This window comes from Serratia sp. L9, assembly GCF_050632285.1.
GTDB lineage: Bacteria > Pseudomonadota > Gammaproteobacteria > Enterobacterales > Enterobacteriaceae > Chania.
In genome coordinates this window covers 3,812,648-3,826,456 of sequence record NZ_CP192591.1, presented here as the reverse complement: position 1 = coordinate 3,826,456, position 13,809 = coordinate 3,812,648, and the positions used below count along the sequence as shown (strand labels likewise).

At 51.7% G+C, this 13,809-nt stretch carries 12 protein-coding genes, 2 tRNA genes and 2 pseudogenes; 7 read left to right on the top strand and 9 right to left on the bottom strand.

What is annotated here, in order from left to right; genetic code table 11:
• Positions 1–4: 4 nt before the first annotated feature.
• The 4 genes from ACQ86O_RS18295 to rssA form a co-directional block, all read right to left on the bottom strand.
• A complete protein-coding gene (locus tag ACQ86O_RS18295) occupies positions 5–1,348 on the bottom strand; it encodes a UDP-glucose dehydrogenase family protein (RefSeq protein ID WP_431222286.1) in 1,344 nt (447 codons plus the stop codon).
• Between the two features lie 42 nt (positions 1,349–1,390).
• A complete protein-coding gene (gene galU / locus ACQ86O_RS18290; protein WP_431222285.1) occupies positions 1,391–2,308 on the bottom strand; it encodes a UTP--glucose-1-phosphate uridylyltransferase GalU in 918 nt (305 codons plus the stop codon).
• A 169-nt stretch (positions 2,309–2,477) separates the two neighbouring features.
• Positions 2,478–3,491 (bottom strand): two-component system response regulator RssB, encoded by a 1,014-nt coding sequence (rssB, locus tag ACQ86O_RS18285; protein ID WP_431222284.1) that lies wholly within the window; start codon positions 3,489–3,491, stop codon positions 2,478–2,480.
• Positions 3,492–3,596: 105 nt separating this feature from the next.
• Entirely contained in the window at positions 3,597–4,505 is a 909-nt protein-coding gene (rssA, locus tag ACQ86O_RS18280) for a patatin-like phospholipase RssA (RefSeq protein ID WP_431222283.1), read from the bottom strand.
• A gap of 146 nt (positions 4,506–4,651) precedes the next feature.
• On the opposite strand from rssA, the gene ACQ86O_RS18275 reads away from it, so the two are divergent.
• From ACQ86O_RS18275 to ACQ86O_RS18245, 7 genes and pseudogenes are all read left to right on the top strand, one after another.
• Positions 4,652–5,113: a YchJ family protein gene (locus ACQ86O_RS18275; protein ID WP_431222282.1), complete on the top strand. Its 462-nt coding sequence runs from the start codon at positions 4,652–4,654 to the stop codon at positions 5,111–5,113.
• A gap of 37 nt (positions 5,114–5,150) precedes the next feature.
• Positions 5,151–5,999, top strand: coding sequence for a formyltetrahydrofolate deformylase (gene purU, locus ACQ86O_RS18270; RefSeq protein ID WP_431222281.1), 849 nt, complete (start codon positions 5,151–5,153; stop codon positions 5,997–5,999).
• Positions 6,000–6,161: 162 nt separating this feature from the next.
• Positions 6,162–6,246 (top strand) — tRNA-Tyr (locus tag ACQ86O_RS18265).
• Positions 6,247–6,459: 213 nt separating this feature from the next.
• Positions 6,460–6,544 (top strand) — tRNA-Tyr (locus tag ACQ86O_RS18260).
• 231 nt (positions 6,545–6,775) lie between these two features.
• Positions 6,776–7,348, top strand: coding sequence for a TIGR00730 family Rossman fold protein (locus tag ACQ86O_RS18255; protein WP_431222280.1), 573 nt, complete (start codon positions 6,776–6,778; stop codon positions 7,346–7,348).
• 102 nt (positions 7,349–7,450) lie between these two features.
• Positions 7,451–8,257, top strand: a complete 807-nt coding sequence (gene xthA / locus ACQ86O_RS18250) for an exodeoxyribonuclease III (protein ID WP_431222279.1) — start codon at positions 7,451–7,453, stop codon at positions 8,255–8,257.
• 44 nt (positions 8,258–8,301) lie between these two features.
• A pseudogene (locus tag ACQ86O_RS18245) lies at positions 8,302–8,705 on the top strand (pyrimidine (deoxy)nucleoside triphosphate diphosphatase).
• On the opposite strand, the gene ACQ86O_RS18240 reads toward ACQ86O_RS18245, so the two are convergent.
• The 5 genes and pseudogenes from ACQ86O_RS18240 to ACQ86O_RS18220 form a co-directional block, all read right to left on the bottom strand.
• Positions 8,695–8,979 (bottom strand): DUF1496 domain-containing protein, encoded by a 285-nt coding sequence (locus tag ACQ86O_RS18240; protein ID WP_431222278.1) that lies wholly within the window; start codon positions 8,977–8,979, stop codon positions 8,695–8,697. The pseudogene ACQ86O_RS18245 and the gene ACQ86O_RS18240 sit on opposite strands and share 11 nt — an antisense overlap.
• Positions 8,976–10,901: a DNA topoisomerase III gene (locus tag ACQ86O_RS18235; protein WP_431222277.1), complete on the bottom strand. Its 1,926-nt coding sequence runs from the start codon at positions 10,899–10,901 to the stop codon at positions 8,976–8,978. The genes ACQ86O_RS18240 and ACQ86O_RS18235 overlap by 4 nt, the downstream gene beginning before the upstream one ends.
• Positions 10,901–11,997 (bottom strand): annotated as a pseudogene (gene mnmH / locus ACQ86O_RS18230) (tRNA 2-selenouridine(34) synthase MnmH). The gene ACQ86O_RS18235 and the pseudogene mnmH overlap by 1 nt, the downstream one beginning before the upstream one ends.
• A gap of 20 nt (positions 11,998–12,017) precedes the next feature.
• Positions 12,018–13,061 (bottom strand): selenide, water dikinase SelD, encoded by a 1,044-nt coding sequence (gene selD / locus ACQ86O_RS18225; protein WP_431222276.1) that lies wholly within the window; start codon positions 13,059–13,061, stop codon positions 12,018–12,020.
• A gap of 165 nt (positions 13,062–13,226) precedes the next feature.
• Positions 13,227–13,778, bottom strand: coding sequence for an NAD(P)H nitroreductase (locus ACQ86O_RS18220; protein ID WP_431225768.1), 552 nt, complete (start codon positions 13,776–13,778; stop codon positions 13,227–13,229).
• Between the last annotated feature and the right edge of the window lie 31 nt (positions 13,779–13,809).

The window sequence follows — 13,809 nt, the reverse complement described above, 5'->3', positions numbered from 1 at the left end:
CCTCTTAAATAACCGGCTTAATCGATGCACCGCGGCCAATACCATAATAAGTAAAGCCACGAGCTTGCAGGCGTTCTGGATCAAACAGATTACGGCCGTCGAAAATCACCGGTTGTTTCAGTGCCGATTTAATGGCATCAAAATCTGGAGCACGGAAGCTCTGCCATTCGGTACAGATAATCAGTGCATCAGCCCCCTGCAATGCGGCTTCTTTGGTGCCCATCAGCCTCAGATCGTCACGGTGACCATAGATGCGCTGGGTTTCCGCCATCGCTTCTGGATCATAAGCCTGAACGTTTGCCCCCAATTCCCACAATGTCTCCATCAGAACACGGCTGGAGGCCTCGCGCATATCGTCAGTATTAGGTTTAAACGCCAACCCCCACAGGGCAAATGTTTTACCTTTCACATCATTACCAAAATGCTGCTGAATAAAATAGGTCAGCTTATATTTCTGCTGAGAATTAACCTGCTCTACCGCTTGCAATAATTTTGGCTGATAACCAATTTGCTCTGCCGTGCGGATCAGTGCCTGCACATCTTTCGGGAAGCAGGAACCGCCGTAGCCACAACCTGGATAAATAAAGTGATAACCAATGCGCGAGTCAGAACCAATACCCTGACGCACTTTCTCAATATCTGCGCCCAGCATTTCCGCCAGGTTGGACATTTCATTCATAAAGCTGATTTTGGTGGCCAGCATGCAGTTTGCGGCATATTTCGTCAATTCAGCACTGCGGATATCCATCAGGATCATGCGGTCATGATTGCGGTTAAACGGCTCGTAAAGCTCACGCAGCGGTTCAATGACCTCTTTATTGTCAGTGCCTATAACAATGCGCTCAGGGCGCATGCAGTCTGCAACAGCGGCACCTTCTTTGAGGAATTCCGGGTTTGATACCACATCAAAAGCCAGAGTACTGCCACGCTTGCGCAATGTTTCACTCATGACTTCCCGTACTTTATCCGCCGTACCAACCGGTACGGTAGACTTATCGATCACCACTTTGCGATCTGTCATATGTTCAGCAATGGTGCGTGCTACTGCCGTCACATACTTAAGGTCTGCAGAACCATCTTCGTCCGGCGGAGTGCCTACGGCGATAAACTGGATGGTGCCATGGGCAACACCGGCCTTGGCATCCGTGGTAAAACGTAAACGACCGGCCTCGTAGTTTTGCTGTACCAACGGCGTCAGGCCTGGTTCAAAGATCGGGATATTGCCCTTTTTCAGGTTCTCGACCTTCTTTTCATCGATATCGATACACATTACGTCGTGACCAACCTCGGCCAAAACGGCAGCCTGCACCAGGCCAACATAACCAATACCGAAAACTGTTACTTTCATCGGAAAATCCTAGTTTTTCAAATTTATCAAAAAGTTAAGAAGCTATTTCTGTTTGCCCGCCACCAATTGTTGCAGCCAGACAGAGAATTCTTTACCCAGGCTGGCATGGCGCAATCCGTACTCAACGAAAGCCTGCATATAACCCAGTTTATTGCCACAATCATGGCTGACCCCTTTGAGATGGTACGCCTCAACGGGTTCTTTTTGCATCAGCATATCAATAGCATCGGTGAGCTGGATTTCATCACCCGCGCCAGGCGGTGTCTTGGCAAGCAGTGCCCAGATATCGGCTGACAGCACATAACGGCCAACGATGGCCAGATTCGACGGAGCTTCTTCTGGTAACGGTTTTTCTACCACACTGACCATTGCGGCACTTTCACCTGGCTGCAATTCATAACCTTCACAATCTGCGACACCATAATTTGCGACATCTTGGTGCGGCACAGGTTCAACCATAATCTGGCTGATCCCGGTCTGCTCGAACCGCTGTAACATGGCATGCAGGTTATCTTTTGTCAGATCACTACTGTATTCATCGAGGATAACGTCTGGCAACACTACCGCGACAGGTTCATCACCCACCAACGGATAAGCACACAGGATCGCATGGCCAAGACCTTTGGCAACGCCCTGACGCACCTGCATTACCGTCACCTCTTTCGGGCAAATGGATTGAACCTCATCCAGCAGTTGGCGCTTTACGCGTTTTTCCAGCATTGCTTCCAGCTCAAAGCTGGTATCAAAATGGTTTTCAATAGAATTCTTGGAGGAATGGGTAACCAGAACGATTTCGTTGATCCCAGCAGCGATACATTCATTCACCACATATTGAATCAACGGTTTATCAACTAACGGCAACATTTCTTTGGGGATCGCTTTGGTCGCGGGCAACATCCGCGTTCCCAGGCCTGCAACTGGGATAACTGCTTTTCTGATCTTGGTATTTAACGCAGACATATTTCCTCTCTCAAACGAGCTCAAATTATGAGCTTAATCTGCCATACAAAAAAACCCCGAAGTATACCAGCTTAAATCCGCCGAGCATTACTTCAGGTCTAAATAACAATAAATTAAGACTATTACCTAACCGAAAATTCTGAAGGAAATAGGCGATATGGCAGAGGATTTATTCCGCACTCAGCATCAGACGTAACCGGCCACCACTGCCCCATACTTGGCATTGCCAGGCTTCACAGCGCTGACTGATCTGATTCATGTAGGTTGTGCCCAGCGTGCCCAAAGGAACGCCATTACTTAATTGAATTTGATTATCGCCCGTATTTACATTGGCATGTAAACCGGCAGAAACCAAAACCAGATTTTTATATTCCGCATGATAGTAACCAACCAGCAAGGGGAATTGCCCCTCAAGCTTGCCCTGACGTAATAACTGATTAACTTGTTTTAACAATGCTGACATTTGCGGCAAACGATGCTGTTGATTAGCTAAATGATCTTGCAGTAAGCCATTGAATAAAGCCCGTAATAACAACGCCGCCATTACGCCGTTATCTCCCGCCCGGGTGACATCCAAACAATAAAACGCCAGATCCTTGTCCGATAAGGCCGCAATATCCAACACCAAGCCGGGATTCTCACCAGTGGTCAGTTGACGATAATTGATACGGCAACCGGCAACGGTCTGCTGCACCGGCGGTTGTAATTGCTTGAGCAGCCTCGCTGCTTCTGAGGGATTCTGGCTTAACGCGCTCCAGTCCTGGAGCAATTCGGCCTCTTCGATTGCCTGGGAGGTAAACATATTGGGATAAAGACATGCCAGCACCGCCTCACGCAACCGGTTCAGATCGGTCAGCGGCTTGAGCAGAACGTCCTGAACCCCCAACCGCAAAACCTTGGCGATATCAGCCATTTTATCGGTAGCCGAGATAACCAGTACGGGGATCTGCACACCTTGCAGGCGCAGATGTTCGACGAACTCGATACCATCCATTTCCGGCATGGCGAGATCGCACAAGATCAGGTCGGGATTCACCTCTTCGACTGCACTCAATGCCTGCAGGCCATTAGTTGCCTCACTGGTTTGTGCCCCCAAGGATCCCAGATAACCAACAAGCACAGAACGAAAAACCTGTTCGTCCTCAACGATTAAGATGCGCTTGTTTATCAGTGGTAATGCCATCGACCGAGCCTCTTCCCTTTTGATGATGTAATAGTGGCTCATAATGGTCACTTGTGCTTGCCGAAAATCACCCCAACAGCATCATTCCACCCTAAGAACCTAGAATCATTTATTTTTTATCAGTGGTGCCAAGATATCTATCTGTTTCTCGACCGCCAGACGCCCTGCCTCTATGGCTTCGCTGGCGCGGTGGAAATCCAGCGTCGATATTTGCGGGCAATAGGGCTGTATCAGCACATCCGGCGGATCGCTCGCCATGCGGGTTCTTTTCACTCGATTCTCCAGCATCTGGATTGAGGTACTCATGATTTCCATGGCGGTAGGTGTAAAATTGGTTTTCTTCAGCGTGATACTGTTGATGCGTTCCCGCAAACGCTCACGCCAGTTGCCGGGATCTGCACTGTTGGCTGGCTGGTGATCCTGTTCGCTGTGTACTGAAAACAAATCCTGCTGCATCAAGTGTGCATCATGTTGTAAATCCACAGCAATAACAATATCTGCTCCCATCGCCCTGGTCAGCGAAATGGGCACCGGGTTTACCAGCGCGCCATCCACCAGCCAATAACCTTCATGCCAGACCGGTGCCAGCAAACCCGGCATGCTGCAGGAAGCACGAATGGCTTGATGGATATCGCCTTTGGTCATCCATAATTCACGACCGGTGCTGAGGTTGGTGGTCACCGCGCCAAATTTTAGCGCGCATTCGGCAAAGTCATCGACTTTCAGCAACTGTCCGACCGCATTAAAGACACGCTCGCCGCGTAATAACCCACCTCGTTGCCAGGACAGGTCCATCAGCTTGATCACATCCCAATAGCTGAATGAACGCACCCATTGTTCCATCACTGGTAGCCGATGGCTGGCAAAAGCAGCCCCCACCAGCGCACCCACCGAGCAACCCGCCACAATATCGGCCTCAATACCTAGCTTGCGCAGTGCGTTGATCACGCCGATATGCGCCCAGCCCTTGGCGGCCCCTGCCCCTAATGCCAACCCAATTTTAACTTTACGCATTAATCCGACTGTCCTTTGCACGGTAAATTTTTGAACCCTGAACGCAGGGTACATTGCCACTAACGAAAGAGGTTAGGTAACATATGCGTTAAATTCATTTTAGCTCAGCTTTACTTCGTGCGAGCTAACCACTTCGAGGCATTATTTTGATCGAGTTATGCCCTTGCGGCAGCGGGTTGGAATACCGCGCTTGCTGCGAGCCCTATATAACAGGTAATCAGCCTGCCCCAACACCGGGCCAACTGATGCGTTCCAGATATACCGCCTATGTGAAACACGACGTCGATTATCTCATCGCCACCTGGCACCCCGACTGCCGGGCGGAAGAGTGGCGTAGCTCTATCACCGGGAGTTTTGGCAACACCGAGTGGATTGGCTTGACCCTGGTAGAAGAATCAGCAGGCAATAGCGCGGATGTGGGGTTCGTCGAATTTATCGCTCATTTCACCGATAACAATACCCAACGCGGCGCAATGCATGAACGTTCGCGCTTTCTTCGCCTTCAACAACGCTGGTACTATATCGACGGAACCAAACCTCAACCGGGCAGAAATGCCATTTGCCCCTGCGGTTCAGGCAAAAAATATAAAAAGTGCTGCGGGCAATAAGCCTGCACGTCAAGTATCAGACAGGACCCACACGCTTATGCCACACCAAAATGTACAAAGAAAAATTCTGCGCACCATCTGCCCTGACGCAAAGGGGCTGATCGCCAAAATCACTAATATTTGTTACAAGCACGAACTGAATATTGTTCAGAACAATGAGTTTGTTGACCACCTCACCGGGCGTTTTTTTATGCGCACCGAACTGGAAGGGATCTTCAATGATGCTACGCTGCTGGCCGATCTCGATAGCGCTCTGCCAGTGGGCTCCGAGCGCGAACTGCACAGCGCCGGACGCCGCCGTATTGTCGTCTTGGTGACCAAAGAAGCGCACTGCCTGGGTGATTTGTTGATGAAAAGCACTTACGGTGGGCTGGACGTTGAAATTGCCGCCGTTATTGGCAACCATACTACCCTGCAAACCCTGGTCGAGCGCTTTGATATTCCGTTCCATCTGGTCAGCCACGAAGGCCTGACGCGTGAGCAGCACGATCAGAAAATGATTGAGCAGATCGATCAGTTCCAACCGGATTATGTGGTGCTGGCTAAATATATGCGCGTTCTCACCCCTGCTTTTGTGCAACATTATGCCAATCAGGTCATCAACATCCACCATTCGTTCCTGCCGGCATTTATTGGTGCCCGCCCTTACCACCAGGCTTACGAACGTGGTGTGAAGATCATCGGCGCTACGGCCCACTACGTCAACGACAGTCTGGATGAAGGCCCAATCATCATGCAGGACGTTATCCATGTCGATCATACCTATTCGGCAGAAGATATGATGCGCGCTGGACGTGATGTTGAAAAAAATGTTCTGAGCCGCGCACTGTATCGAGTACTGGCACAACGCGTGTTCGTCTATGGTAACCGCACGGTGATCCTGTAACTGTTCAAGAAAGCGGTGTCTTTCGTTCACGGAAGCACCGCCAAGAATAAAAAATCGGCAAACGCTTCATTTTCTGCATTTCAATGCTTTACACACGCGCTTCATTTGATATGATGCGCCCCGCTTACCGAGACAGACGTTTCGCAAGCTTGCAAGGCCAGTGGTGGGGTTCCCGAGCGGCCAAAGGGAGCAGACTGTAAATCTGCCGTCACAGACTTCGAAGGTTCGAATCCTTCCCCCACCACCATATTTGACCTTGAATACGAGGTCACATCGAATAGCAATGTCGATACCAGCGCTATGCGGTGATGGAAAAGAACCTTCGACAAGGTTCGAGCCTCACAAGCACTTGCGCAGTTCTTCTCCACCACCGGACAGTGGTGCGAACTGTAGAACTCGGCAAAGCAACAAAGGAATTTAGCCCATTCCTTGTTCAACATGAGTAAGCCATAACTACTATGGTGGGATTCCCGAGCGGCCAAAGGGAGCAGACTGTAAATCTGCCGTCACAGACTTCGAAGGTTCGAATCCTTCTCCCACCACCATCCTGATATCTTCACTCCCCGGTTTAACGCCCGTTTGCACTTCCATTGAGTACCAAACCGCGCAGCCCAGTCGGCCTGAATAGCCTATACCTCCCCTCTCAAAATTTTAAATTTAAATCCCAGTTCTTACCCTACACATCAATGCTCCATTCAATAATCCAATTCCCCCTTGAACTGGACCCGGCAATTCGCTATACCACTGGCTTCTTTTTAATGCAGTAAGGGAAGAACATGCGTAACAACATTTGCGTCTTTTGTGGTGCCAGCGAAGGCAACGATCCAGTTTATGCTGAAAGTGCGCGTAAATTAGGGCATACGATTGCCACACAGGGACGCCGTCTGGTCTACGGTGGTGGCAAGAAAGGATTGATGGGCATTGTAGCCGATGCCGTGCTTGAAGCCGGTGGTGAAGTGGTCGGCATTATTCCACAGCGCCTGGTTGAAGCGGAAACAGCCCATCGCGGCTTGACCGAACTGGAAGTCGTATCTGACATGCATACCCGAAAAGCACGTATGGCTGAACTGGCCGACGGTTTTGTCGCCCTGCCTGGCGGGATCGGTACGCTTGAAGAGCTATTCGAGATCTGGACCTGGGGGCAAATTGGTTACCACAGCAAGCCGGTGGGATTACTCAACATCAATGATTTTTACCGCCCGCTAACCCAGTTCCTGCAACAGGTCGCCAATCAGGGGTTCATGCGCCAAGACTACCTGGATACCCTGCATATCAGTGATTCACCGCTGGCGTTAATGCAGCAGTTCGATGATTATCAAGCAACAAATTACGACCGCTGGGCGAAATAATCCCCTGACGATCAGCGGCAAACCGCCGCTGGTCTACGTTACATTTCCGGCTGAAATCTGCTACTATCTCAACACATTTTCCTGGTAAAAACGGCATCGCTCATGAAGTTTGTCTCTTTTAATATCAATGGACTGCGTGCACGTCCGCATCAACTGGCCGCAATTATTGAACAGCACCAGCCCGACGTAATCGGCCTGCAGGAAACAAAAGTTCACGACGATATGTTCCCGCTGGAAGACGTCAGCCAACATGGCTATCACGTCTTTTATCATGGGCAGAAAGGCCACTATGGTGTTGCACTATTGACCAAAGAAGAACCTATCGCCGTTCGCCGGGGGTTCCCTACTGACGAAGAAGATGCACAACGCCGCATCATCATGGCCGATCTTGCTACGCCGCAGGGAACCCTGACGGTGATTAACGGTTATTTCCCGCAGGGAGAAAGCCGTGACCATCCAATCAAATTCCCCGCCAAGACCCGCTTCTACCAAGATTTACAAAATTATCTGCAGCGGCAACTCTCGGCACAATCTCCGGTATTGGTCATGGGTGATCTGAACATTAGCCCAAGCGATCTTGATATCGGCATCGGTGAAGAAAACCGTAAACGCTGGCTGCGCACTGGCAAATGTTCCTTCCTGCCGGAAGAGCGTGAATGGATGGGTAACCTTCTGAACTGGGGTCTGGTCGATACCTACCGTCATGCCAACCCCGAGCGCAATGATGAATTCTCCTGGTTTGATTATCGCTCTCGTGGTTTCGATGAGAACCGGGGCCTACGCATTGACCTGCTGCTGGCCAGCACACCACTGGCTGCCCGCTGTAAAGCAACCGGCATTGACTACCTGATCCGTGGAATGGAAAAGCCCTCTGATCATGCTCCTGTCTGGGCTGAGTTCACCTTGTAATCACCCTGCCCTGGTAAACACCGGGGCATCATTGAATGTCTGCAATGAAAACCATTGATGTCGTAGCCGCCATTATCGAAAAAGACGGTAAAATTTTGCTCGCACAGCGTGATAACAGCAGCGATCAGGCGGGCCTGTGGGAGTTTCCTGGTGGCAAGGTCGAGGCGAATGAGAGCCAGCCACAGGCACTGGCGCGGGAGTTGCTGGAGGAGTTGGGCATTATCGCCAATGTGGGGGTTTTGTGGCCAGCAATCAGTGGCCACAAGGTGAGAGAATTATCCGCCTGCACGCCTGGCGGGTCGCAACCTTCAATGGCGAATTGCAGGCACATTGCCATTGCGCCTTTGCCTGGGTTACACCGCAACAGGCCAAAAGCTATCGGTTAGCCCCTGCTGATATCCCGCTATTGGAAAGTTATATTCTCTTATCAGGCAACATCACTGTTTAAGACGGATCCAGATTAACGGGTTGGTACCGGTGACGTTAGGATCCCGTGCGCACTGCAATAGCTCACTCCCCACTTTCAGCACTGCGCCTTCTGAATAGTTCTGATTCTGATAGATGCAGCAACGACTGCAAGGCGGCGGTGTCGTAGTGGTACGCTCGGTTCCCCATATTTCAGGGGAAACCGGCACCACCACATCGACATTGCCGCGATTGGCCAAGCTGGCAGTTGAAAGCAGCGCCAGACTGCCAATGATCAGGGTCAACCTGCGATTCATTCACTTTTCTCCTGTGCCTTACCGGCACTTTTCTTACGCTTTTTCGCCCCGGACGACGGTGAAGGCGGCAAGCCACGAAACGCTATGCTGGCCCGGCTCTGCTTAGCCTGGTAAATCAACTCCTGTAACGTGCCTTCCAGCGGTTGCATAAAGTCCTGATAGCGGCAGGATTTCTCACTGATTTGCGTCAGTGTTGCTTCCCATTGCGCCGTCATATCAGGGCGGGCAGCCAGATCAGGCAAAGAGTGAATCAATGCCCGTCCGGTATCGCTGGAGTGAATATAGCGCCCTTTCTTGTAGAGAAACGCACGTTTGAACAACAGTTCAATAATGCCTGCGCGCGTTGCCTCGGTCCCTAAACCATCGGTCGCTCGCAGGATTTTCTTTAGCGCTTTATCCTGAACAAAACGCGCAATACCGGTCATGGCTGAAAGCAGGCTGGCATCGGTAAAAGGCCTTGGCGGTTGAGTCTGGCGTTCAACAACCTCGCCGCGTTCACATAGCAGTTCATCCCCCTTGGCAACCACTGGCAACGGTGCCCCTTCATTTTCCTCATCGCGCTCTTTGCTGCCCAGCAGAGTTCGCCAACCCGCCTCGGCCAGGAAGCGCGCCTTGGCGATAAACTTGCCACCAGCAATATCCAGTTCGATCACACACTTGCGGAACATGGCATCCGGGCAGAACTGCATCAGGTATTGCCGGGCCACCAAACCATAAACGTTCAGTTCATCTTGGCTCAGGTTGGCCTTGGCGGCCCTTGCCGTAGGAATAATGGCGTGGTGCGCATCCACCTTTTTATCGTCCCAGCAACGATTACGGCGTTCGCTGTCGATCACCGGCTGAGGGTACAGATCGGGCTGATGCACGCTGATGGCGTTCAACACCGCATGGCGCCCGGCAAAATGCTCCTCGGGAAGATAGCGGCTGTCAGAACGGGGATAAGTGATCAGCTTATGGGTTTCATACAGACGCTGGCACACATCCAGCACCTGCTGAGCGCTGAGGTTGAAGCGCTTGGCGGCTTCAATCTGTAACGTGGAAAGCGAAAACGGCAGCGGTGCCGTATCTGATTCCCGTTTATCATTATATGAAGTAACCAGCGCTGGCTGGCCTTCAATACGTTTAACCACATGCTCGGCCAGTGGCCGGTGAAGTAAACGCCCTTCTTCATCCTGATAAGGCTCACAAGAATCGCTCGGCTGCCACAGCGCAACAAAGCGTTCCTCTTTGGGGGTGACGATATGTGCCTTCACCTCAAAGAAGTCTTTCGGGATAAAATTCTCAATATCTTCGTCACGCCGCACCACCAACCCCAGCACCGGTGTTTGTACCCGTCCGACCGACAGCACACCGTCATAACCCGCATTGCGCCCTAACAGGGTATAGGCGCGGGTCATGTTGATGCCATATAGCCAGTCTGCACGCGCACGGGCCAGAGCAGAAACACACAGCGGGACAAAATCCCGGTTATCCCGCAGGCGTTCTATCGCACGCTCAACCGCCTGAGGATTCAGATCGTTAATCAGGCAACGGCGCGCATTCTGCCGTTTCTCTGGCGTCAGTGCCAGGTAATCGAGCACTTCATCAACTAACAGTTGCCCTTCTCGATCCGGGTCACCCGCATGGATCACTTCGTCGGCTTCCGACAGCAGCTTTTTTATCGCGTTCAACTGCTTGCTGACCGAAGGGCGCGGTTGCAATAACCACTTCTGGGGAATAATGGGCAAATCGGCCAGCGACCAACGGGCATAGCGGCTATCGTAAGCATCTGGCTGCGCCTGCTCCAGCAGGTGCCCAACGCACCAGGTCACCACATCGTTGCTGCCACAGGCAATGAACCCATCACCTCGACGATGCGGCTTGGGTAATACATCAGCAATGGCGCGGGCCAAACTCGGTTTTTCGGCTATAAACAGTCGCATTATTCACCGTTACTCTGGCTGTACGTCATCAGGAATTCTCTTACTTGAGCATAGTTGCCACGAAAGATAGTACGCTGGGTTTTTTCTCTAATTGATAGCGATACATCGGATCGTAATAGTGTTGCAACAACGGCACCAGCCATTGTTGATGGGCATCGCTATTACCGCTGACAAGTTGTTGCTGCAATGCCAGTTCCAACCACTGCGTCAGTTGCTGGAACCTCTCCAACCCCAAACGGCGGCGAATGGCAAACAGGCCATGGTGCAGGTATTCATCATAATGCTGCCAACCCTCCTGCTCGCCATAGGCTTGCTCAAAGGCGATACGCATCTGATCGATATACTCGTCCTGCAAGCGGGCCAGACGCACGTCAAAGGGATCGTCAATGACCACCAGGGGCGCTTGCTGCATACCGCTGAACAAACTCAACGGCAGATTATTGGAGCCAATGATCCGGCTTTCATCTTCCAGCACCCAATGGCGGCAGCCACCGTGCTGTTTTTTCAGCATCTGCACCGCTAATCGATTCTCAAAATCGATCTGAGTATGCTGCTTAACCAGCGTTCGGCCAAATGATGAACCGCGATGGCGGGCCACGCCTTCCAGATCGATACCTGCCACCAGTTCATTAATCAGCAACGTTTTGCCACAGCCGGTATTGCCGCCAATCACCATCATCGGCAACTCGCTGGCAGACTCAAGCGTTCCAAGCAAAAAATTACGTAGCGCCTTATAACCGCCAACAACACGCGGATAGTCAACACCAGCCTCTCGCAGCCACTGCTGCACCAGTTGCGAACGCAGCCCGCCACGAAAACAGTAGATATAACCTTCCGATTGCCGGGCACACTGTTCGATCCAGGCCACCGTGCGTCGTTGGCGCTCTTTACCACTGACCAGGCTGTGCCCCAGCGCAATAGCCGCCTGTTGGCCTTGCTGTTTGTAGCAGGTTCCTACCGCCTGGCGTTCGCTGTCATTCATTAGCGGCAGGTTAACCGCAAAGGGAAATGCCCCTTGCTGAAACTCTTGTGGTGCCCGCACGTCTATCAGCGGTACATCCTGCAGAAAAAGGCGTTGATAATCTTCCGTGTCCATCCGAGTCTGCACCGTTAACACTAGGCAACCTCGATCAGCGCTTTACCTGGCTGCGCAGTCTGCAATTCACCAATAGCATTCAGCGTAATGCCGTGACGTGCCGCTATCGCCTGCACTTCATCCTCTGCTTGCGGTAACACTGCCAGCAGCAGACCACCAGAGGTTTGTGGATCACACAAGAGTTGGCGTTGCAGGTCGGTCATGCTGCCAATCAGATGGCCATAGCTTTCATAGTTACGCCCGGTCCCACCCGGCACACAGCCTTCAGCGATATAACATTCGACATCAGGCAGCTTAGGTATTTGGTCAAACCACAGGGTCGCTTGCAAATCTGATCCCTGGCACATCTCACTCAGATGCCCAAGTAAACCAAAACCGGTCACATCGGTCATTGCGGTAACCCCTGCCACCTCAGCAAAATCAGCCCCGGGTTTGTTCAACTGGCACATCACCTGCGTTGCCAGCCCTTGGTGTTCTGGCCGCAGCTTGCTTTTCTTCTCTGCCGTGGTCAGCACGCCAATACCCAGAGGTTTGGTCAGGAACAGTTTAGTGCCTGGCTGCGCCGCACTGTTTTTCTTCACCCGCTCAGTGCTGACGATCCCGGTCACTGCCAAGCCAAAGATGGGTTCTGGAGCATCGATAGAATGTCCCCCTGCCAATGCTATACCGGCCTGTTGACAAGCATAACGCCCACCGTCAATGACCTGTTGCGCCACCTCGGCAGGCAGTTTGGCGATTGGCCAACCTAAAATGGCAATCGCCATGATCGGCTTGCCGCCCATCGCATACACATCACTGATGGCATTCGCTGCCGCAATGCGGCCAAAATCAAACGGGTTATCGACGATAGGCATAAAGAAATCGGTGGTGCTGATAATGCCAACGCCATTACCAATGTCATATACCGCCGCATCATCTCGGGTTTCGTTACCCACCAATAAATGCGGATCAATAAATTTTTCCTGCTCGCTATGCAGTATCGTTTCGAGAACTTTTGGTGAGATTTTGCAGCCGCAGCCAGCGCCATGGCTGTACTGGGTTAATCGAATGGCCGGCGAAGTCATAATCCACTCCTCTAAGTAACAAACGTCAGGATATCATAATGGGGATAGGGTAGCGCTTGCCGAGGAGATTGATAAGAGCAGGTTGGCATTATGCGTGCGACCTGCTCATAAACAGTACAAAACTGTGGGATATTATGCCTTTTTGCCGTGCTCCCACCGTCACGATCAGAAGTAACGAACGAAAGGCGTACTGTCTGGGGCCACAACCTTGGTCGAGGCTTTCAGTTGCGGTGTGCCGAGATAAAGGAATCCAACAATTTCATCCTGATCACGGCAGGCGAAGGCTTCACGAACCAACGGATGCTCCGTCCAGGCGCCGGTACGCCAAATACCATTAAACCCTTGTGCCAACGCCGCCATCTGCATCGCCTGAACCGCACAACCGGCAGAGACAACCTGTTCCCAACGCGGGACCTTCGGGTTTTCACTGCAATAGGCAATCACAGTGATAATCAATGGCGCACGGAAAGGAGCCTGCTTCGCCTTTTCAATAGCGCCGTCATCCAGTTCATCCTGCCTGGCAGCAGCTTGTAACAATTCACTGAAGCGCTCCAGGCCCTGGTCCTCAATCATCACAAAGCGCCATGGCTGCAATGCACCATGATCGGGCGCACGCAGGGCGGCGTTGATAATGTTCTGACGCGCTTCACCCACAGGGGCAGGAGCAGCCAGGCGTGACGCCGAACGGCGATTGAGTAAGAGATCCAGTGCATCCATCATTAACTCCTGATAACAATTTTCATTTAAA